Below are 19,478 nucleotides of genomic sequence, written 5' to 3' on the forward strand. Positions count from 1 at the left end.
CACCGCCGCCGCGGCCAGCAACGCCTCGTCGCCGAGGTCCGCCAGCGTCCCGACCCAGTCCAGCACATCGTCCACAGTGGACCTCTCGGCCGGCACGTCCAGCAGCACCAGCCGGTCCAGCAGCGGCGCCACGACGCCCAGCAGGGCCAGCACGAGGTCCGTGTGGTCGTCGCCGGTCAGGTCCGTGCCAAGGTCCGGCAGGGCCACCAGCGCCGGCTCCGGCAGCTCGGCCTGAGCCGCCGCCGCGGACGCGTACTCCGCCCGTCCCGGCGGGCTGTCCGTGCCGCCGGTGAGCGTCAGGTCCCACGACATCGAGATCGGCGCGTCCGGCGGGATCGGGTCGGCCGGCGCGGCCGGGCCCAGCGGTACCAGCCGGACCAGCCGGGACGCGGTGAGCCGGTCGACCACCTCGGTGGGCGCCATCCCGGCGAAGATCTCCGCCGGCTCGCCGGGCACGAGCACCCGGACGGTGACCGCCGGCGGGCCCGCGACACTGCTCGCCTGGTACCGCACGGTGACGCGGCCGCCGTTCGCCCACGCCCCGGGGCTCGCCGCCACGACCACGTGGTCGTCCGTCCACACCGCGTGCGCGGGTTCGGCGGGCCCGGACACGCGCAGCACCCAGGCGGTGCGGCCGTCGTTCTCGAAGAACCCGCGCAGCGCGTACGGGGTCGAGGACGTCCCGTCCGGCGGGCCGAACGCACCCACGACGTCGTTCCAGCTCTCGACGCGGACGGGTTCGCCGACCGGCCCGCGCCGGGTGCGGCCGAGGAACACCGCCACGTCCGTGCGCAGCGGCTCGTCGTCCGAGGCCGCACGCTCGAAGGTCAGGGATACGCCGGGAAGCGCCGCGCTGGTCATGTCAGGCGTCGACCAGGAGGCTCTCGACCGCCAGCACGAGCGTCTCCATGGCGATCTCGTTCTTGGTGGCGTTGAACGACGGGCCGGTGTACTTGGTCGGCCAGGCGCGGTCGAAGTTCCAGCGCATGGCCTCCTGGCGGTTCTCGTCGAGCATCACGATCGAGCCGGACGTGCGCCGCACCCGGCCGTCGAGTGCCTCCTTGACCCAGTTCCAGAAGCCGACATGGCCGGTGACGCCGCGCTTGAACGTGAGCGCGCTCGGGAACTTCTTGAGCCCCACGAGCTTGCGGACCGTGATGTCCTCGCTGCCGGTGCGGTACTCGATCACCGGCATCTCCACGTCGAGACCACTCGCCTCGGTGAACGACCCGCTCACCGCGACACCGTCGTCGCTGACGTTGGTCACGATGACCAGGAAGTTGTAGGCGGCGTACGGGTCGTCGCGCGTCACAGGTGGCATTGCTGTTGCCTCTCGGTGTTGGTGGTCGCCGCGCCGCGTCGGCTAGACGAGCTGTGGTTCACGGGTCTTCTGCTGGATGCGGAAGATCACGAACTCCGCCGGGAAGACGGGTGCCACGCCGATCACGCAGATGAGCCGGCCGTTCGCGATGTCGTCGTCGGTCATCGTGGTGCGGTCGCAGTGGACGAAGAACGCCTCGTCCGCGGTCGTGCCGGCGAGCGCGCCGCTGCGCCAGACCGTGGTGAGGAAGTTCGCGACCGTCTGGCGCACCAGCGCCCACAGCGACTCGTCGTTCGGCTCGAACACGACCCACTGCGTGCCCTCGTCGATCGACTCCTCCAGGAACAGGAAGAGCCGGCGCACGTTGATGTACTTCCACGAGCTGTCCGAGGACAGCGTGCGCGCGCCCCACACCCGCTGGCCGAGGCCGGGGAAGAACCGCAACGCGTTGATCCCCTTGGGGTTCAACAGGTCCTGGTGCCGCTTGGTGATGTCCTGCGCGATGCCGTCGGTCAGCCGGATGCCGCGGATGACCGCGTTCGCCGGCGCCTTGTGCACGCCGCGCTCGGTGTCGGTGCGGGCGTAGATGCCGGCCAGGTGCCCCGACGGCGGCGCCTCGACGAACTGGTTCGTCGAGGGGTCGTTGACCACCAGCCACGGGTAGTACAGCGCGGCGTACCTGGTGTCGAACGGCTCCCGGAACGCCTGGATCCCCTCGATGTCGAGCCCGTCCTGCGGGTCGAGGATGGCGAAGCGGTCCTTGAGCTGCTCGCAGTGGGTGATGAGCGCCGACTCCACGGTGCCGGCCCACACGCCGGGCACCGCGCAGATCGCGACCTCGTCGATGTCCTCGAGCGCCACGATGCCGGTGCGCCTGCCGCTCCCGCCGTCGGCGCCGACGAAGTCGCCGACGGTGAGCCCCTCGAAGGCGTCCGTGCCGCCCTCGGTCAGCGACACCCACAGGCCGGTCGCCGGGACGGGGAAGAACCTCGGGTCAAGGGAGAGGTCCGGCAGCGCCGTGGCACCCACCAACCGGGACTGCGCGGCCAGCGTGCCCACCACGCTGCCGGGGTCGGTGCCGCCCAGGCGCAGGTTGCGGAAGGTCTCGGTGACCGAGGTGCCGCCGGGGTCGGTGAACCGGGTGTCCACAGTGGCCTCGACGAGGGAGAGCCGGTCGGTCTCGAAGACCTGCTCCGGGACCGGGGTGTCGGTGTCGCCGACGAAGGTCACCGTGCCGTCGGGCTTGATCGACACGACGTTCAGTACGGTGAGCGCGTCACCGGTGTCGAGCTGGGTGACCGCGCCCTCGTAGAGCCGGCTGGCGCCACCGATCACCAGCGTGGTGCCGGCACCGGAGTTCGCGAGGCGCACCCGGCGCACGGTGAGGCCGATCCGCCACGGGCCGTGGGTGGTGCCGTCGGGGAGGGTCAGGGTCACCCTGCCGTCGGCGGGCGTGCCCACGGTGACGAGGAACCGCCGGTTGTTGATCAGGACCCACACCTCGGCCGGCAGGGTGTCGTCGAGCCCCGGCACGGCGTTCACGACGATCGTGGTGTCGTCCGGCTCCAGCGCGTCCTCCGCGAGGGCGGTGACGAACAGGGGTCCTTGGCTGGGGTCGGGCAGGATCGGGAGTGTGGCGCTGACCGAGGGCTGGATCCGCACCTGGACGTTCTGCCCCCAGGAGCCGGGGCTCGACGCGGAGAACCGGAGGCTGTGGATGTCGTTGTGGATTTGGGAGTCGACCCGGACGTAGTCCCCTCGCCCGGCCTTGACCGCCGCGGTCAGCGGGGTGCCGAGCTGGACCGTGCGGGCGGTCGAGTTGAAGCCGGTGATCGAACCGCCGCCGATCTCGACGTTGTCGGTGCCGCGGACGATCGTCACGTCGTTGTTGACGGCGAGGCCGATGAGGTGGCCGAGCTCCAGCGTGGTCGCGCCGACGCCGGCGTCCCGCGCGATCGGGCTCACCAGGCCCTGGCCGAGCGTGCTGGCGGCGGCCTGCGCGGCACCGCTGGCGACCCGCTTGACGTACAGGCGCTGGCCGCCGTTGTCGAAGAAGCCCTTGACCGCCAACGGGAACAGCCACCAGCGGCCGCCCTCGGTCGGGTTGGCGGCCCAGGCGTCCCGGATGGAGGGGTCCGGCTCGGGCAGGAAGCCGCCGAAGGTGGTCTGGAACTCCAGGAAGTTCGTGACCAGCTTGGGCTTGCCGGTGGTCGGGCCGCGCTGGGTGACCCCGACCATGCCCACCGTGCTGGTGCTCACCCCCGCGATCGGCCGTGGCCCCGCGTCGACCTCCTCGATGAAGACGCCGGGGCTCAGGTACTCGGGCATGGCTTGGCTCCTTCTCTGCTGCCGCTACTGCTCGCGCTGATGGTCGGACCCGGCGAGCGGGCCCTCCGAAATCTCGATGACGTGCCGGCGGTCCCGTTCGGTGGGCAGCCGGACGTCGGTCGCCCCGGTCCGCCCCGGCCGCTCGGTGGCTCGCAGGTGGAAGAGCTGGTCAGTGCCGGCCGGCTCGCCCTCCCAGCGCAGTGCGAGCCGGAACGCGCCGCGCTGGTCGGTCAGGGTTCGCTCCAGCCACGGGATCCCGTCCCGGCTCGTGGTGCCGCGCGCCTCGACCAGCGCGTTCGCCACCGGCCGCGCCGTGGCCGCGTCCACGACGACGCCGTACACCGTGCGGACGCCGGGCCCGTACGGGAACGCGACGCTCGGCAGCAGCCGCACCACCCTGGGCTCGCTCCCCACGGCGGGCGGGTTGACGTCGTCGTACGGGTAGGCGAAGAACTCGACGCCGACGGCGGTCGCGTCGAACGGCTCGCCGTCGGCCGGGTACAGCGGCGCGAGCCCGATCGCCGCGAAGCGCACCCGGAACCGCTCCGGCTCGGCACCCGCGCCGCGCCGCCTGCCCAGCTCCGGGTAGGCGATCGCGGCGCTGGGGGTGCGGATCGCCTGCGTCTCCTGCGGCACCCACACGCCCGCGTCGGGGTCGAAGCGGTCCAGCTCGGTCACCACGCCGGCGGTCCGGCCGCGCTGGGCGAACTCGTCGACCGGCACGAACCAGGCCGGGCTGTGCAGAACGGAGGTCTCGACGGGGTAGAAGTGAGTCATGACGCTGCCTCACCCGCTCCGCGGCGTCCTGAGCGCTGACAGTTCGCTCCGCAGGCTCCGCTCATGGCGTCGTGGCCCCGTTGATCTCGCGGCTGCGCACGAGCCGCAGGTCCGCCACGTCGAGCGAGTCCAAGTTGACCACCCGGACCTCGTAGTTGAGGGACAGCCGGTACGGCTTCTGGATCGCGTACCAGATCCAGGACTTCTGGTCGAGGGTCAGCGGGGTCAGCGTGAACTGGAGGACGTCCGTGGTCCCCGCGAGGCTGCCCGTCAGCTCCTGGCCGCTCCAGATCGCGTCGTCGTAGAAGACCTGCAGCGCGCGGCCGATCATCTGGTGCTGCGTCTCCGGGCTGCCGCCCCACGGGGTGATCAGGTACCGCAGCAGCAGGGCCATCGGCGGTTTGCGGCTCGTCGGGGCGTTCGGGGGCAGGGCCCGGACCGGCGGCCGGTTGCGCGAGGTCGGGTCTTCGGCGACCTCGTAGAGGAACACCGAGAGGATCGGCGGCGGTGTCTGAGGCTGATCCACGAGGTCGCTCAGGATCGCCGTCGGCGGGGCGTCCGACGGGTCCGGAGACAGGCCCCGCAGCGCCAACGTCAGCCGGTCCACGATGATCGTGGAAACGTCGGCGACGACACCGAAATCGCCCATGCCATCCCTCCCCCTGCGGCAGGTCGGCGAGTGGCGCTGACCTGCCGAGCGGCAGCATCGCAGGGGTGGCGTGGCAGACCCGCGATCCGACCGTCGCCGCGGCGTCACGGCCGCGTTCCCGCCCTGTGCGTTGACGGGCCCGCACACGCGGCGGCGACGCAGCGGTGACATGGCTGCGCGCATCCTGCCGGGGTGGAGCCATCCGAGGAACGCGCCGGCAGCATGGTCCTGCGTGCGTGGCTGGAAGGCGGTGCGCCGGACGCCCTGCGGGTCCGCATCCTGTCCACGATCGGCATGGACGAGACCAACTCGGTCGCGGTGACGTCCACCGAGGCGGTCCACGCGGCCGTGCAGAGTTGGCTGGAAGAGCTTCGATCTGGACCGATGACGTTTTCGTGACGCCGCGCTAACGCCGCATCATCGATAATTCCCCCGTAACGTCCGGCGCCGGGTTCGCGAATTCTTTCACGGGTGGGGGCGAATCGATCGGTGCCGCGTAGCGTGGGGGACGAATGCGCACTGAAGTAACTCAGATCGTGACGCTGCGACTGCTGAAGGGGTTCGCACTACTGGTGGGCGAGGACCGGGTGACGCTGTCGTCCAGCGCGCAGCGGCTGCTCGCCTTCCTCGCGCTGCAGGACCGGCCGCGCACCCGGACGTACGTGGCCAGAACGCTGTGGCCCGAGGCGACCACGGCCCGCGCCAACGCGAACCTGCGCTCGTCGCTGTGGCGCGCGTCGCGGGCCGGGCACGGGGTCATCGACGCGTCGGCGCACGAGATGGCGTTGGCGGGCAACATCAGCGTCGACATCCACGACGCGGTCGCCCGCGCGCACCGGCTGCTCGACAAGTCCTGCCTGTGCGACGACATCCTCAACCGGCACACGCGGGACGAGCTGTCCGCCGACCTGTTGCCCGAGTGGTTGGACAACGAGTGGGTGCTCATCGAGCAGGAGCAGTACCACCAGCTGCGGCTGTACGCCCTGGAGGCCATGGCGAAGCGGCTCACCACGGCCGGCCGGCACGGGGAGGCGGTGGCCGCCGGGCTCGCCGCCGTGCGGGCCGAGCCGCTGCGGGAGAGCGCGCACCGGGTGCTGATCGACGCCCACCTCGCCGCCGGCAACCGGGGCGCGGCGCAGCACCAGTACGAGCAGTGCCGGCGCGTGCTGCTGGAGGAGCTGGGGCTCGAGCCGTCGGACACTCTACGCCACCTGCTGCCGCACACCAGCGCACACTGAAAATTCACCCAAAGGTGTAAGTCCACATGGGACTCGATCAATAGTGTGAATGCCGCGTGTCCAACGCGGAGAACCCGCGTGTCCAACGAAACGGACCGGTGAGTTCGACAAATCGTTCGCCTGGGAGCGGCCGGTTTTGTCGAACTCACGGGTCACGGGCGTTGGACACGCGGGTTCGGAGCGTTGGACACGCGGGTTACGGGGTTGGGTAGTCGGGCACGTACACCGGGACACCGATCTTCGTCGTGTCGGCCGGGTCGCCGACGCCGTCGACCACGTGGTCGATGACGCCCGCGCTGAGGTTGACAGTCATGATGTGGTGCAGCCGGACGCCGGGCCTGGTGGGCACCTCGAACCCGTTCTCCGTGTGGATGCTCGGGTTGTTCTGGTTGAACACGTACACCCCGGCGCCGTAGAGGTGGTGGCTGCGCACCCGGTCGGAGACCTTGTAGCCGGCGAAGCCCTCGACCCGGCCGTTCATCCAGTCGGCCTGCGTCGGCGGGTCGTAGGGCAGCTCGTTCTGGTACAGCACCACCGTCCCGCCCTCGCCGTTCCACACGGTGTTGTACCGCTGGAAGTGCTCGACGAACAGGCCGGTCGCCGTCACGCGGTCGCCGTTCACCACCAGGCCGTACCGGCCGGTGTTGGTGCGCCACCGCTGGGTGTCGGTGAGGCCCTCGACGCCGTGGTCGGCCCGCCACACCCACGTGTGGTCGATCAGCACGTCGTCGCTGTTGACCTGCAGCGCGGTGTCCGTCTTGCCGACGTGCGGGCCGCCGACCCGGAAGTACACGTCCGACAGCGTGGTCGGGTCACCCGGCGAACTCCACCCGTGGCCGTGCCGGCTGCCGACCCGCAGCAACACCGGCGACTCCTTGCTGCCCGCGTCGATCGTGACGCCGGCGACGACCACCCCGGGCACGTCGGCGACGTCCAGCGGGATCGCGCCGTTGACCGCGGTCAGCGTGGCGTGCCCGAGCCCGAGGACGACCGTGTGCGGCCTGCGGACCTCGATGCTCCGCGCGATGTCGTACACGCCGGGCGTGAGCAGCAGGTTTCTGCCGCGCGCGAGCTGGGCGTTGATCTCCCGCACCGAGCTCGCCGGCGTGGCCACGAAGAAGTCGGACAGCGGCACCGTGCGACCCGGGGTGAGCCCGGCTGCCCAGGACACGCCACGCGTGTTCGTGCGGGCGGCGGGCACGCGGACGTCGTAGCGGCCGCGGGAGTCGCGGAACAGGTACGGCTTCTCGCGGCTCACCGGGGTGTTGTCGAGCGTCGTGTAGGGCGGGTTCGGGAAGCCGGCCTCGGCCGGGGCGCCGACCACACCGGCGAAGACCTGGTCCCACACGCCGTTCGACCAGCCGGCGATCTCGCTGTTGCGGATGAGCCACTGCTGCTGGGAGCCGTTGGTGACCGCCGGCAGCCGCGAGTCGGCGATGAACCCGCCACTCGCGTACTGCGGCCCGACGGTGCAGTAGTCCATCAGCGACAGGCCGCCGCCGCGCACGTCGAGCCGGCGCATGGACACCGCCTGGGACACCGCCCAGAAGTTCGCCGACGCGCGGCACCCGTCCTGCCCGGCCGCGTCGATGTCGATCGTCAGGTTCGACAGGGTGCGCCAGAAGTTGACCAGCGCGAGGCAGTTGCTCGTGCCGCCGTCGGCGAGGCACCGGTTGTAGACCTCGACCTTGCCGTTGATGACCACGTCCTCCGGTGACGCGCCGAGCCCCGCGATCTCGGTGTAGTAACCGACCTTGATCTGCAGCGGGTGCTCCACGCTGCCGTAGGTGCCGGGCGCGAAGAGGAACGCGTGCCGGGCCGCGCCCATCTCGTTGTCGACCTGCTGCGCGTTCGCGGCGTCGAGGGTCGCCTGGATCTGCTCGACCGGTGTGCTCGGCTCGAACACCGTGACGTTCGACCCGAGACCGGGCGGGGGCGTGGCCTGAGCGGGGGTGCCGGTGATGGTGGCCGTCACGAGCACGAGCGCGAACGCCCACCCGAGCCGCCGTGGCACGTGTGGCATGCAGTCCTCCGGAAGTTTTCGCTTGACGCGTGGAAGCGCTCACATGCTCCACCACGCGCGAGCCGCCGTCGAGACCGGACACACTGCGCACCCGCCCTCTCACACAACGCGACGAGCGACGCGATCCTCGGGCCCACGGTCCGGAAGGCGTGCTTCAGCGCAACCTCGACACCCCGTTGCTCGCGCGGCTCAGACTGTCCTGGACGCGTACCAGGTCAGGTGACCGGGAAACGCGGGCTCGACAATCATCCGGCGGCTTGCAGAGGATCTTCAACCCAGCACGGCGGCCAGAACGCACGTAACGTCGGACCCGAGTCCCGACGAGACGGAGGTGCGCGTGCTCGACCAGCTGCGACGGATCGGCGAGCACGCGGGCGCGTGGCTCTACCTCATCGCGGGCGGCCTCGCGTTCGCCGAGGCGGCGATCATGGTCGGGATGGTGCTGCCCGGGGAGGTGGCGCTGCTCGTCGCCGGGTTCGCCGCGCACCACCACTGGATCTCGCTGTGGCCCATGGTGGTGGTCGCGATCGGCTCGGCCATCCTCGGGGACAGCGTCGGGTACGAGGTCGGCAAGCGGATCGGGCCGCGGCTGCGGTCGTCGCGGGTGGGCCGGCGGATCGGCGCCGAGCGCTGGCACAGGACCGACGAGTTCCTGCACCGCCACGGCGGCAAGGCCGTGCTGCTGGGCCGGTTCACCGCCGTCCTCCGCGCGCTCACCCCGGGCGTCGCCGGCAGCGCCCACCTCCCCTACCTGCGAGTGTTCCTGCCGTGGAACGTCACGGGCGGCGTCATCTGGGGCGGCGGCTGCGTGCTGCTCGGCTACGGCTTCTCCGCGTCCCTCGACACCGTCGGGCACTACCTCGCCTGGGGACCGATCGTCCTGATCGTCCTCGCCGTCGCCGTGTACCTGGTGGTCCGGCACGTCCGCAGGCCCGCCGACTCCTAGCGGATCTCGAGCAGGCGTTGAGCGAACCGGCAGACCGTGAGCCGCGTTCGGATGTCGTCGGGAAGGTTCGTCATGGCTCAGGCTCGGGTGCTCGTGCTCGGTTGTACGGCGGCAACACCATGGACGCGGGACCAGCTGGTCCGGCTCGGCGAGCAGGCGCGCCGGCGCGGGGTGCGGCTGGTCGGGGCCGACACGCGTGCCGGACTGGCGGCGGCCCCGATGAGCCGGCTGTCGGTCGTGGACGAGACGGTCGCGTTCGACATCCACGACCCCGCCGCGGCCCGGCGGTGGGCACGCGGGCGCAGCGACATCGACGCGGTGGTGACCGTGCAGGAGCTGTGCGTGCTGCCGGCGGCGGAGATCGCCGAGGAGCTGGGACTGCCCGGCAACGACCCGGACGTCGTGCGCGGCATCCGCACCAAGGACCTGTGCCGGGAGCGGTTGCGGTCGGCCGGGTTCCCGCAGCCGCGCGTCGCCGTGTGCGCCTCGCGGCGGGAGGCCGAGGCGTTCATGCTGGCGCACCGCGGCCCGTGGGTGGTCAAGCCGCGGGACGGGCTCGCCAGCACCGGCGTCACGCTCGTGCACGACCGCGCCGGGCTCGCCGAGGCGCTGGCCGCCCTCGACAACGTCGCCGCCTCGCTCGCCAAGTTCGGGGCTCGCGCCGCGGCCGGGCCGCGGGAGTTCCTCATCGAGACCTTCGTGCGGGGCACGGAGTTCTCCGCGGAGGGCGTGCTCGTCGGCGGGGTGCCGCGGGTGCTGGCCGTCACCGAGAAGCGCACCGACGACAGCTTCATCGAGACCGGGCACCGCGTCGCCCCGGTCACCGACCCGGCGCTGGCCGCCGCCGCGGACACCGTCGCGCGGGCGGTCACCGCGGCCGGGGTCACGCACGGCGCGTTCCACGTCGAGTTCTGGCGCACGCCACACGGCGTCGTGCTCGGCGAGGTGCACGCCCGGCCCGGCGGGGACTACATCCACGCGCTGGTCGAGCACAGCCGGCCCGGGCTGGAGCTGTACGGGCTGCTGGTCGACGACCTCCTCGGCCGCGCGCCGGCGCCGGTGCCGCCGCAGACCAGGGCCGCGGGCGCGGAGTTCCTGCTGCTGCCGCCGGGACACCTGCGGGCCGTGCACGGGTGGGCCGAGGTCGCCGCGCACCCGGAAGTGCTGGCCGCCGACCTGTGGGTGCGGCCCGGCCGCGAGGTCGGCAGGGTCACCGACAACCTCGACCGCCACGGCGTCATCGTCGCCGCCGGCGGGGACGAGGTGCTGGCCGGTCTGCGCCGCCGCCTGGTGGTGGACGTGCACGAGGAGGCGGCCGCGCTGGCCGCCTGACTCCGGTCAGTCGACCCGCACCCGGTGGTCCTCCCCGGCGGACAGGAACCCCGCCAGGGCCCGTCCCTCCTCCGCGACGCACGCGCGGTCGACCCGGGAGAGGCGGCGCAGCGGGGTGACGGCCACGCCGCCGTCCTCGACGGTCCAGGTCGCCGCCACCCGCCCGTCGACCAGCACGACCCGCTCCCCGGCGACCGACAGCCCGCGGTGGGCGTCGTCGACGATCCGGCCGCGGTCCTGGTAGCCGAGAAGCGCGTTGTCGAACGCCGGCAGGAACCGCACGGGGGCGGGTGTGCCGGGATCGGGACGCGGCGCGTCGGGCAGGTCCAGCAGCTCCCGGCCGCGCTCGTCCCGGAAGCTCACCAGCTCCGCACGCACCGCGGCCACCGCGGCGGGCAGTCCGGCCAGGCCACACCAGGCACGCAGGTCGCTGGTGGCGGCGGGGCCGAACGCGGCCAGGTAGCGCCGCACCAGCGCCGCGCCGACCGTGTCGCCGGCCGTGCGAGCAACCGCACCGCCGCTCGCGCCGCCACCAGCCACACCGTCGGCCGCGCCACCAGCCACACCACCACCAGCAACACCTCCACCCGCACCGCCAGCCGCACCACCGGCCGCACCGCCACCCACGCCACCAGCCACACCACCACCCACGCCACCAGCCGCACCACCGGCCGCACCGCCAGCCATACCACCGGCCGCGCCGCCACCCACGCCACCACCCACACCGCCGGCCGCGCCCCCACTTGCGCCACCCGCCACACCACCGGCCGCACCGCCACCCACACCACCAGCCATACCACCGGCCGCGCCGCCAGCCATGTCGCCACCCACACCGCCGGCCGCGCCCCCACTTGCGCCACCAGCCACACCACCGGCCGCGCCACCGGCCATGCCGCCACCAACCCCGGCAGCCCAATCACCACCCACCCCGGCAGCCCAGCCACCAACCGCGCGACCAGCCGAGTCACCAAACGCGCCACCAGTCCCGTCGCCGGCCGCGCCGCCGAACACGCCACCAGTCCTGTCGCCGGCCACGCCGCAGACCGCGCCGCCGGCCGAGTCGCCGGCCCTGCCGCTGGAGTCCGACGGGGAGATCTCCCGGCCCAGCCACGCGGACAGCAGGGCGTAGCGCGCCCCCGCCTTCGTGCGCCACAGCCCGCGTGGCGGCACCTGCACCATCGGGAGGAGCGCGGCGACCAGCACCTCCCCCAGCGCCCGGGTCCCGGCCACCGGCAGGCGGTCGGCGAGTGCCCGCGCCATCTCACCCATCGAGCGCGGTTCACCATCGGCCAGCAGGGCCCGGCCCGCCGCCGTGAGCTGGTCGAGGTCGATCCCGGCCAGCTCGCGGCGGTAGGTCGCGAGTACCCGCTGGCGCAGCATGGCGTCGTGCCGTGGCCGCCAGGCCAGCACGTCCTCGGCGGTGAGGAGGTGGACGGTGCGGCGCATGAGGTGGGTGCGCACCACCCGCCGCCCGGTCAGCAGCTCGTCCAGCGCGGTGGGGTCGAACGCCCGCACCCGCGACCACAGCCCGACGAACGGCTCCTGCGGTTCCTGGGCCTGGAGCCCGCACAGGTGGGAGACGGCGTCGAGCACGGGCAGGTCGGCACGGTCGAGCAGCAGCTGCCGGGCCAGCGTCGCCCGGCCCAGCGCCCGAGTGGTGATGGTGGGTAGCACGGCGCCACTGTGACAGGAATAGCGGACACGCGGCGGCCGCAATGATTGAAGGCTTGACTAGCCTGTGCCCATGACGAACGTCCATGACATCCCGCTGCAGACGCTGGCCGGCGCACCCACCACGCTCGCCTCCCTGGCAGGCAAGGCGTTGCTGATCGTCAACGTCGCCTCCAGGTGTGGGTTGACCCCGCAGTACGCCGGGCTCGAGCGACTGCACGAGCGGTTCGCGGGCAGCGGGTTCTCGGTGGTCGGCTTCCCGTGCAACCAGTTCGGGGGTCAGGAGCCGGGGTCGGCCGAGGAGATCCGGACGTTCTGCTCCACCACCTACGGCGTCACCTTCCCCATGATGGCCAAGATCGACGTCAACGGGGCCGAGCGGCACCCGCTGTACGCCGAGCTGGTGACCACACCGGACAGTGAGGGCAACGCCGGCGACGTCCAGTGGAACTTCGAGAAGTTCCTGCTCGACCCGGCCGGCAAGGTCGTCGGACGCTTCCGGCCCGCCACGACCCCCGAGGACGACGCCGTGGTCTCGGCGGTCGAGGCCGTCCTGCCCGCCTGACTGGGCCGGACGGCGGTGTCACCGGCGGGTGAACTGTCACTATTGTCCTCAGCCGGTCGGAAGATCTGATCGCACTGGGGGACTTCATGACGCGCCGGTTACTGCCCGCTGCCCTGACCACACTGCTGACCGCCGGGCTCCTGCTCGCCGGTCCACCGGGCGGCGCGGGGGCAGCGCCCGCCGCCCAGCCGGCCGGGCCGGCGTCGATGTTCACGCCGCTCTCCCCCGCCCGGGTGCTCGACACCCGCGACGGCACCGGGACCGGCGGTGCCACGGCGCCGGTCGGTGCCGGGCAGACCATCACGCTCGACCTCTCGGCGCGGGTGCCGGCCACGGCGACGGCGGTCGCCCTCAACGTGACCGCCGTGACGCCGACCTCGGCCACCTTCGTCACGGTCTTCCCCGGGGGCGCCGCGCGGCCGACCGCGTCGAACCTCAACGTGACCGCCGGGGACATCCGGGCCAACCAGGTGACCGTCGCGCTCGGGACGGGCCGCAAGGTCGGCCTCTACAACTTCAGCGGCAGCGTCCACCTGGTCGCCGACCTCGCCGGGTACTACGGCACGGGCACCGGCGCCGGGTTCACGCCGCTGCCGCCGGACCGCGCGCTCGACACCCGCGCCACCGGCGGGCCGCTCGCGGCGGGCACGAGCCGGACGGTCGACCTGACCGGCCGGATCCCCGCCTCGGCGACCGCGGTGACGGTCAACCTGACCGCGACCAACCCGACCGCCACGACGTTCGTGACCGCGTGGCCCGCCGGCACGACCCGGCCGACCGCGTCGAGCCTCAACGTGGCCGCCGGTGACACGCGGCCGAACCTGGTCACGGTCGCGGTCGGCGCGGACCGCAAGGTGAGCCTGTACAACCACCTCGGCTCGGTCGACCTCCTCGTGGACCTCACCGGCTTCTACACCCCGGACTACGGCGCCGCGTTCCTGCCGACGAACCCGACGCGGGTGCTCGACACCCGCGACGGCACCGGCGGCACCGCCGGACCGCTCGGCCCCGGCGGGTTCCTCCAGCTGGACCTCGGCGGCGAGCTGCCCACGTCCTCGGTCGGTGTGCTGCTCAACGTCACCGGCGTCGGCGCGACGGCCGGCACCTACGTGACCGCGCACGCCCCGGTCGGCGACCTGCCGAACTCCTCGACGCTCAACGTCTCGCCCGGCCAGACCGTCGCGAACGCGGCCGACATCGGGTTCGCGACCGACCGCCAGATCGCGTTCTACAACTTCGCCGGCTCCATCCACCTGGTGGCCGACGTGGCCGGGGCGTTCGTCGTGGTCGACCCGAACCCGTGCGCGACCGACTGCGTCTACTCCTGGGGCCGCGGCCCGCTGGGCACCACCGGCGGCGTCTTCACCTCCGCCACCCCGGCGCGGGTGGTCGGGCTGTCCGGCGTGCGCGCGGTCGTCGGCGGCAACGGCGACGGCTACGCCCTGCGTGCCGACGGGACCGTCTGGGCCTGGGGCGACAACTGGAGCGGCCAGCTGGGCAACGGCTGGACGAACAGCGGCTACGGCGGCTCGACCGTCCCGGTGCCGGTCACCGGGTTGACCGGGGTGACGGCGATCGCGGCCGGTGGCGCGTACGCGTTCGCGCTGCGCGGCGACGGCACGGTCTGGTCCTGGGGCGCGAACTGGAACGGGCAGCTCGGCAACGGCACCTTCGATGCGTCCAACGTGCCCGTGCGGGTGTCCGGCCTGACGGGCGTCGTGGCGATCGCCGGGAACCGGTCGTACGCCAACGGCTATGCGCTGCGGGCGGACGGCACCGTGTGGGCCTGGGGCCTCGGCCACGGCGCGCTCGGCAACGGCACGTACGACGACGGCTCGGCGGTGCCCGTCCAGGTCTCGAACCTGACCGGCGTCACGGCGATCTCCGGCGGCGCCCTGGGCGGCTACGCACTGCGCGGTGACGGCACCGTCTGGGCGTGGGGCGACAACGGCGTCGGGCAGCTCGGCAACGGCCAGGACTGCGGCGGCCCGGATCCGTGCGTGGCGCAGTCGCCGGTGCAGGTCTCCGGGCTGACCGGCGTGACCGCGATCGCGGGCGGCTGGGAGAACGGCTACGCCGTGCGCTCGGACGGCACCGTGTGGGCGTGGGGCGTGAACTACCACGGGCAGCTCGGCAACGGCCAGGACTGCGCCACCTCCTACTGCGTCAGCAGGACGCCGGTGCAGGCGTCGATCACCGGCGGCCGGCAGGTCGCGAGCCACGACTACGGCGCCTACGTCCTGCGCGCCGACGGGACCGTGTGGTCCTGGGGCGCCAACTGGTCCGGCTCGCTGGGCACCACCGCGACACCGGTCGACACGGACGCGAAGTCACCCGTCCAGGTGCAGGGCCTCCCCGCGGTCGCCGCGATCAGCAGCGGCTCGGACACCGGCTACGCACTCGTGCCGCACGCGTGAGTCCCGCGCTCCCGCGTCGGCGTGTGCCGCCTACACGTCGATGCGGGAGCCCATCACGACCGTGCGGTCCCGCGGCAGGCGGAAGGCCTCGGCGGCGTCGGCGGCCAGGTAGGACGTGGCGATGAACAGCCGCTTGCGCCAGCGGGCCATCGTGGGGGCGTCGCCGGCCTGCAGCTCGATCTTGGACAGGAAGTACGAGGCCTGGTCGAGTCGCAGCCTGCCCTCGGTCTGCGCCGGTTCGAGGGACGCGAGCGCGGCGGGCACGTCCGGGCGCTCCAGGTAGCCGAACCGGGCGCTGACGTAGGTGATCCCGTCGTCGGTGTACCCCAGGGTGTCGACCTCGATCCGCTGGTCCGCCGGCACCCGCGGGACGGGCTCGGTGTCGATGGACATGATCACCAGGTGCTCGTGCCGCACGTGGTTGTGCTCCACGTTGGCCCGCATGGCCAGCGGCGCGGTCTCCTTGCCGCGGTTGAGGAACACGGCCGTCCCCGGCACCGGCGTCAGCCCGCGCCCACCGCGCAGCTCCTCGACGAACGCCCGCAGCGACCCCTCGCGGCGCTCGCGTTCCGCGGTGACGATCTCCCGGCCGCGCTGCCACGTCGTCATCACGGTGAAGATCGTGAGGCCGATCAGCAGCGGCAGCCACGCGCCATGGGCGATCTTGGTCAGGTTGGCGGCGAGGAACAGCACGTCGATCACGAGCAGCACGCCCGCGCCCGCGGCGAGCAGCCAGCGCGGCGTGCCCCACCTCGCGCGCGCGACCACGAAGTACAGCAGGGTGGTGCACGTGATCGTCCCCGTCACCGCCACGCCGTAGGCGTAGGCCAGCGACGTGGAGGTGCGGAACGCGAACACCAGCGTCAGCACCGACACCATCAGCAGCCAGTTGACCCATGGCACGTAGATCTGGCCCATCTCGGTCTCCGAGGTGTGCGCGATCCGCAGCCGCGGCAGGTAGCCGAGGCGGGCGGCCTGGGAGGCGACCGAGAAGGCGCCGGTGATGACGGCCTGGGACGCGATCACGGTCGCGACCGTGGCCAGCAGCACCAGCGGCACCCGTCCCCACTGCGGGGCCAGCAGGAAGAACGGGCTGCTGACGTTGCGGGTGTCGTCGAGGATCAGCGCGCCCTGGCCGAGGTAGCTGAGCATGCAGGCCGGGTACACCAGGACCAGCCAGCCCCGGCTGATCGCGCGGCGCCCGAAGTGGCCCATGTCCGCGTACAGCGCCTCCGCGCCGGTGAACGCGAGGACCACCGCGGCCATCGCGAAGAACGCCGTGCCGAAGTGGCCGACGAGGAACCCGACCGCGTAGGTCGGCGAGATCGCCCGGAGGATCGCCGGGTCGGACGCGATACCGGTGATCCCGAGCGCGCCGATGACCACGAACCACACGATCATCACCGGCCCGAACACCCGCCCGACCGCCCCGGTGCCGCGCTTCTGCACCAGGAACAGCCCCAGGATGATCACCGCGGTGATCGGCACGACCAGCTCCCCCAGCGCCGGCTCGACCACCTTGAGCCCCTCGACCGCGGACAGCACCGAGATCGCCGGGGTGATCATGGAGTCCCCGAAGAACAGCGACGCGCCGAAGATCCCCAGCGCGGCCAACACGACCGTGGCCCGCCTGCCCCGCCGCGCACCCCACCGCCGCAACAGCGTGATCAGCGCCATGATCCCGCCCTCACCGTCGTTGTCGACCCGCAGGGCGAACAACACGTAGAAGATCGTGACGATGACCATCACCGACCAGAACATCAGCGACACCACGCCGAGCACGTTGGTCTCGGAGACCGGGACCGGGTGCGGGTCGTGCGGGTTGAACACCGTCTGCAGCGCGTAGAGCGGGCTGGTCCCGATGTCGCCGAACACCACGCCCAACGCGCCGACCACCAGCGTCAGGCGCACCGTGTCCCGCACGGGCCGGTGGACCACCGGAGAGTCGGACGGTGACTCCTCGTCCGAGGTGGTCATCTGCTGTTCGGCCATGGTGCCCCCTCCTCCGCGCCCTTGAGCGGACGATACCGACCCCGCGTGTCCAACGCCCGGGACACGCGTGTCCAACGCTCGCGTCGGGTGAGTTCGACAAATCGTGCCGACCGCTTTTGTCGAACTCGCGGGTCGGGCGGGTTGGACACGCGCGTCCGGCGGCACGTTCCTCAGGCGCCGGTCTCCAGCCACGCCACCTGTTCCGGGGTGAGCGTCACGTCCAGCGCGCGCAGTGAGCCGTGGGTCTCGGCGAGGGTGCGGGGACCGATCAGCGGGAACGTCGGGAACGGTTGGTGCAGCACGTAGGCGAGCGCGACCGCCGTGGTCGGCACGCCCAGGGACGCGGCCAGTTCCTCCGCGCGGGCCAGGCGCGCGAAGTTGGTGTCGCTGTAGTAGCAGCGCACCAGCTCCTCGTCCGAACGGTCGTCCGGGCGGGCGCGGCCGGTGAAGAAGCCGCGGGCCTGGCTGGACCACGGCAGCAGCGCGAGATCGTGCTCCCGCAGCCACGTCCGCGACTCCGGGTCCGTCACGTGCTCGCAGCCCGCCCACGGCACGTCGTAGGCCTCTGCCAGGCTGAAGTGGTTGCTCAACGCGGCGATACCGGCGTAGCCGTGCGACTCCGCGTAGGACATCGCCTGCGCCAGCCGGTCGAGCGTCCAGTTCGACAGGCCGTACGCCCGCACCCGGCCGGCGGTCCGCTCCTGTTCGAGCGCGTCCACGAACTCGCCGACCGGCACCTCCAGGTTGTCGCGGTGCATCAGGTACAGGTCGACGTGGTCGGTGCCCAACCGGTCCAGCGACTCGGTCAGCTGCGCGTGCACCGACGCCGGGTCGCAGTGCGGCGTGTGCGCGCCCTTGCCGACGATGACCACCTCGTCGCGGATGCCCCGGCTGGCGACCCACTGGCCGAACAGCCGCTCCTGCCGGCCGTGGCCGTAGAGCCACGCGGTGTCGAAGGTGTTGCCGCCCTGCTCGACGAAGTCGTCGAACATGACGGCGGCGTGGGTCGGGTCGCGCTGGTTGTCCACGCCCATGACCAGCCGGGACACCGGCTTGTCGATGCCGGGCAGGCGACCGTGCGGCACCCGGGAACCAGCACGCAGTGGTCTGCCGTGGACGGTCGGCACGCTCCGCTCGCTCGGGTACTCGAGCCCGATCGCGGCGCGCCACGCGTCGAGCGCCGCCGCGTTGCCGAGGCTGTCCGCCCACGACATCTGCGGTGCCTGGCGCTCCGCGAGGTGCGCGGCGACGACGTCCGCCTCGGCGGCGTACTGCGCGGTGGCCGCCGTGGCGACCTCGCGCGGCTCCTCGCCGACCCGGTGCACGGCGACCCGGCCCGGCGTGTCCGGCCGTGGCACCCAGGGGTCGGTGACCTCCAGGTAGCCCTCGCCGCCGAGGACGCGGATGACGTTGCCGGCGCCGAGGCGGACGCCGCTGTTGACGTGCGCGGTCAGCCCGTCGCCGAAGTCGAGGGTGGCGACGGCCCACTCGTCGATGCCGGTCTCGCCGAGGTGGCCGGCGCCGGTGACCCCGACCGGGTCGGCGAACGGCAGTCCCCGCGCGGCCCCCGCCACGAGCCGGGCCGCGGACACCGGGTAGCCGCCGACGTCGAGGATCCCGCCGCCGCCCAGCTCCGGCGCGAACAGCCGACCGGTGGGGTTGAGCGAGGTCGCGAACGCGAAGGACGCCTGGATCTGGTGCACCGCGCCGACCGCGCCCTCCCGGACCAGCTCGGCGAGGCGCTGGATCTGCGGGTGGCACCGGTACATGAACGCCTCCATCAGGAAGACGTCGTGCCGGCGGGCGGCCTCCACCGCGGCCATCGCGTGCGCCCACGTCATGGCGAGGGGCTTCTCGCAGAGGATGTGCTTGCCCGCCTCCGCGGCACGCACCACCCACCGGACGTGCCCCGGATGCGGTGTCGCGAGGTAGACGGCGTCCACGTCGGGGTCGTCGAGCACCTCCTGGTAGGACCCGTAGGCCCGCGCCGCCCCGAACTCGGCGGCGAACGCCTCGGCCCGCCCGACATCCCGGCTGCCCACCGCGACGAGCCGTCCGGTCGCCGACCGCGGCAACTGCCCGGCGAACGCACGGGCGATCCTCCCGGGGCCGATGACGCCCCAGCTCAGCTGCTCCACCACCGGAGTGATCTTACCCGCCGCGACCGACAGATCAGCTCTTCAGCAGAGGCGCCACGCCCCGACGAGCACGGGAGGTTC

Annotated in this window: 13 protein-coding genes and 3 pseudogenes; 6 read left to right on the forward strand and 10 right to left on the reverse strand. The window is 72.6% G+C overall.

The window, feature by feature from the left end:
- The 5 genes and pseudogenes from ACJ73U_RS40940 to ACJ73U_RS40960 form a co-directional block, all read right to left on the reverse strand.
- Positions 1-861, reverse strand: a pseudogene (locus ACJ73U_RS40940) (phage tail protein); the annotation flags it as partial.
- Between the two features lies 1 nt (position 862).
- On the reverse strand, positions 863-1,321 hold the full coding sequence (locus ACJ73U_RS40945) for a phage tail protein (RefSeq protein WP_407783168.1): 459 nt from the start codon (positions 1,319-1,321) through the stop codon (positions 863-865).
- Positions 1,322-1,363: 42 nt separating this feature from the next.
- On the reverse strand, positions 1,364-3,649 hold the full coding sequence (locus tag ACJ73U_RS40950; RefSeq protein ID WP_407783169.1) for a phage tail sheath family protein: 2,286 nt from the start codon (positions 3,647-3,649) through the stop codon (positions 1,364-1,366).
- A 24-nt stretch (positions 3,650-3,673) separates the two neighbouring features.
- A complete protein-coding gene (locus ACJ73U_RS40955; RefSeq protein WP_407783170.1) occupies positions 3,674-4,426 on the reverse strand; it encodes a carboxypeptidase regulatory-like domain-containing protein in 753 nt (250 codons plus the stop codon).
- Between the two features lie 61 nt (positions 4,427-4,487).
- Positions 4,488-5,075: a DUF4255 domain-containing protein gene (locus tag ACJ73U_RS40960; RefSeq protein ID WP_407783171.1), complete on the reverse strand. Its 588-nt coding sequence runs from the start codon at positions 5,073-5,075 to the stop codon at positions 4,488-4,490.
- Positions 5,076-5,267: 192 nt separating this feature from the next.
- Between ACJ73U_RS40960 and ACJ73U_RS40965 the strand changes: the two genes are divergently transcribed.
- Complete coding sequence (locus ACJ73U_RS40965) at positions 5,268-5,474, forward strand: hypothetical protein (protein ID WP_407783172.1); 207 nt, start codon at positions 5,268-5,270, stop codon at positions 5,472-5,474.
- A 113-nt stretch (positions 5,475-5,587) separates the two neighbouring features.
- The gene (locus tag ACJ73U_RS40970; protein ID WP_407783173.1) at positions 5,588-6,313 is read left to right on the forward strand and encodes a BTAD domain-containing putative transcriptional regulator; all 726 of its coding nucleotides are present in this window, start codon (positions 5,588-5,590) and stop codon (positions 6,311-6,313) included.
- A gap of 196 nt (positions 6,314-6,509) precedes the next feature.
- Here the strand turns inward: ACJ73U_RS40970 and ACJ73U_RS40975 are convergent, their stop codons facing one another.
- Positions 6,510-8,336: a hypothetical protein gene (locus ACJ73U_RS40975; RefSeq protein WP_407783174.1), complete on the reverse strand. Its 1,827-nt coding sequence runs from the start codon at positions 8,334-8,336 to the stop codon at positions 6,510-6,512.
- A gap of 337 nt (positions 8,337-8,673) precedes the next feature.
- On the opposite strand from ACJ73U_RS40975, the gene ACJ73U_RS40980 reads away from it, so the two are divergent.
- Positions 8,674-9,282 carry a DedA family protein gene (locus ACJ73U_RS40980; RefSeq protein ID WP_407783175.1) on the forward strand — a complete coding sequence of 203 codons (609 nt, stop codon included), beginning with the start codon at positions 8,674-8,676 and terminating at the stop codon, positions 9,280-9,282.
- Between the two features lie 72 nt (positions 9,283-9,354).
- Positions 9,355-10,614: an ATP-grasp domain-containing protein gene (locus tag ACJ73U_RS40985; RefSeq protein ID WP_407783176.1), complete on the forward strand. Its 1,260-nt coding sequence runs from the start codon at positions 9,355-9,357 to the stop codon at positions 10,612-10,614.
- Between the two features lie 6 nt (positions 10,615-10,620).
- Here the strand turns inward: ACJ73U_RS40985 and ACJ73U_RS40990 are convergent.
- Together ACJ73U_RS40990 and ACJ73U_RS40995 are read right to left on the reverse strand one after the other, a co-directional pair.
- A pseudogene (locus ACJ73U_RS40990) lies at positions 10,621-11,106 on the reverse strand (DNA glycosylase AlkZ-like family protein); the annotation flags it as partial.
- 570 nt (positions 11,107-11,676) lie between these two features.
- Positions 11,677-12,288, reverse strand: a pseudogene (locus tag ACJ73U_RS40995) (DNA glycosylase AlkZ-like family protein); the annotation flags it as partial.
- 70 nt (positions 12,289-12,358) lie between these two features.
- Between ACJ73U_RS40995 and ACJ73U_RS41000 the strand changes: the two are divergent.
- Together ACJ73U_RS41000 and ACJ73U_RS41005 are read left to right on the forward strand one after the other, a co-directional pair.
- The gene (locus tag ACJ73U_RS41000) at positions 12,359-12,850 is read left to right on the forward strand and encodes a glutathione peroxidase (protein ID WP_407783177.1); all 492 of its coding nucleotides are present in this window, start codon (positions 12,359-12,361) and stop codon (positions 12,848-12,850) included.
- 86 nt (positions 12,851-12,936) lie between these two features.
- Positions 12,937-15,267, forward strand: coding sequence for a hypothetical protein (locus ACJ73U_RS41005; protein ID WP_407783178.1), 2,331 nt, complete (start codon positions 12,937-12,939; stop codon positions 15,265-15,267).
- 30 nt (positions 15,268-15,297) lie between these two features.
- Here the strand turns inward: ACJ73U_RS41005 and ACJ73U_RS41010 are convergent, their stop codons facing one another.
- Positions 15,298-17,259, reverse strand: a complete 1,962-nt coding sequence (locus ACJ73U_RS41010) for a potassium transporter Kup (RefSeq protein ID WP_407783179.1) — start codon at positions 17,257-17,259, stop codon at positions 15,298-15,300.
- A 170-nt stretch (positions 17,260-17,429) separates the two neighbouring features.
- A complete protein-coding gene (locus ACJ73U_RS41015; RefSeq protein ID WP_407783180.1) occupies positions 17,430-19,400 on the reverse strand; it encodes an aldo/keto reductase in 1,971 nt (656 codons plus the stop codon).
- Positions 19,401-19,478 lie beyond the last annotated feature (78 nt).

The organism is Actinophytocola sp., from assembly GCF_045807065.1.
Lineage (GTDB): Bacteria > Actinomycetota > Actinomycetes > Mycobacteriales > Pseudonocardiaceae > Actinophytocola.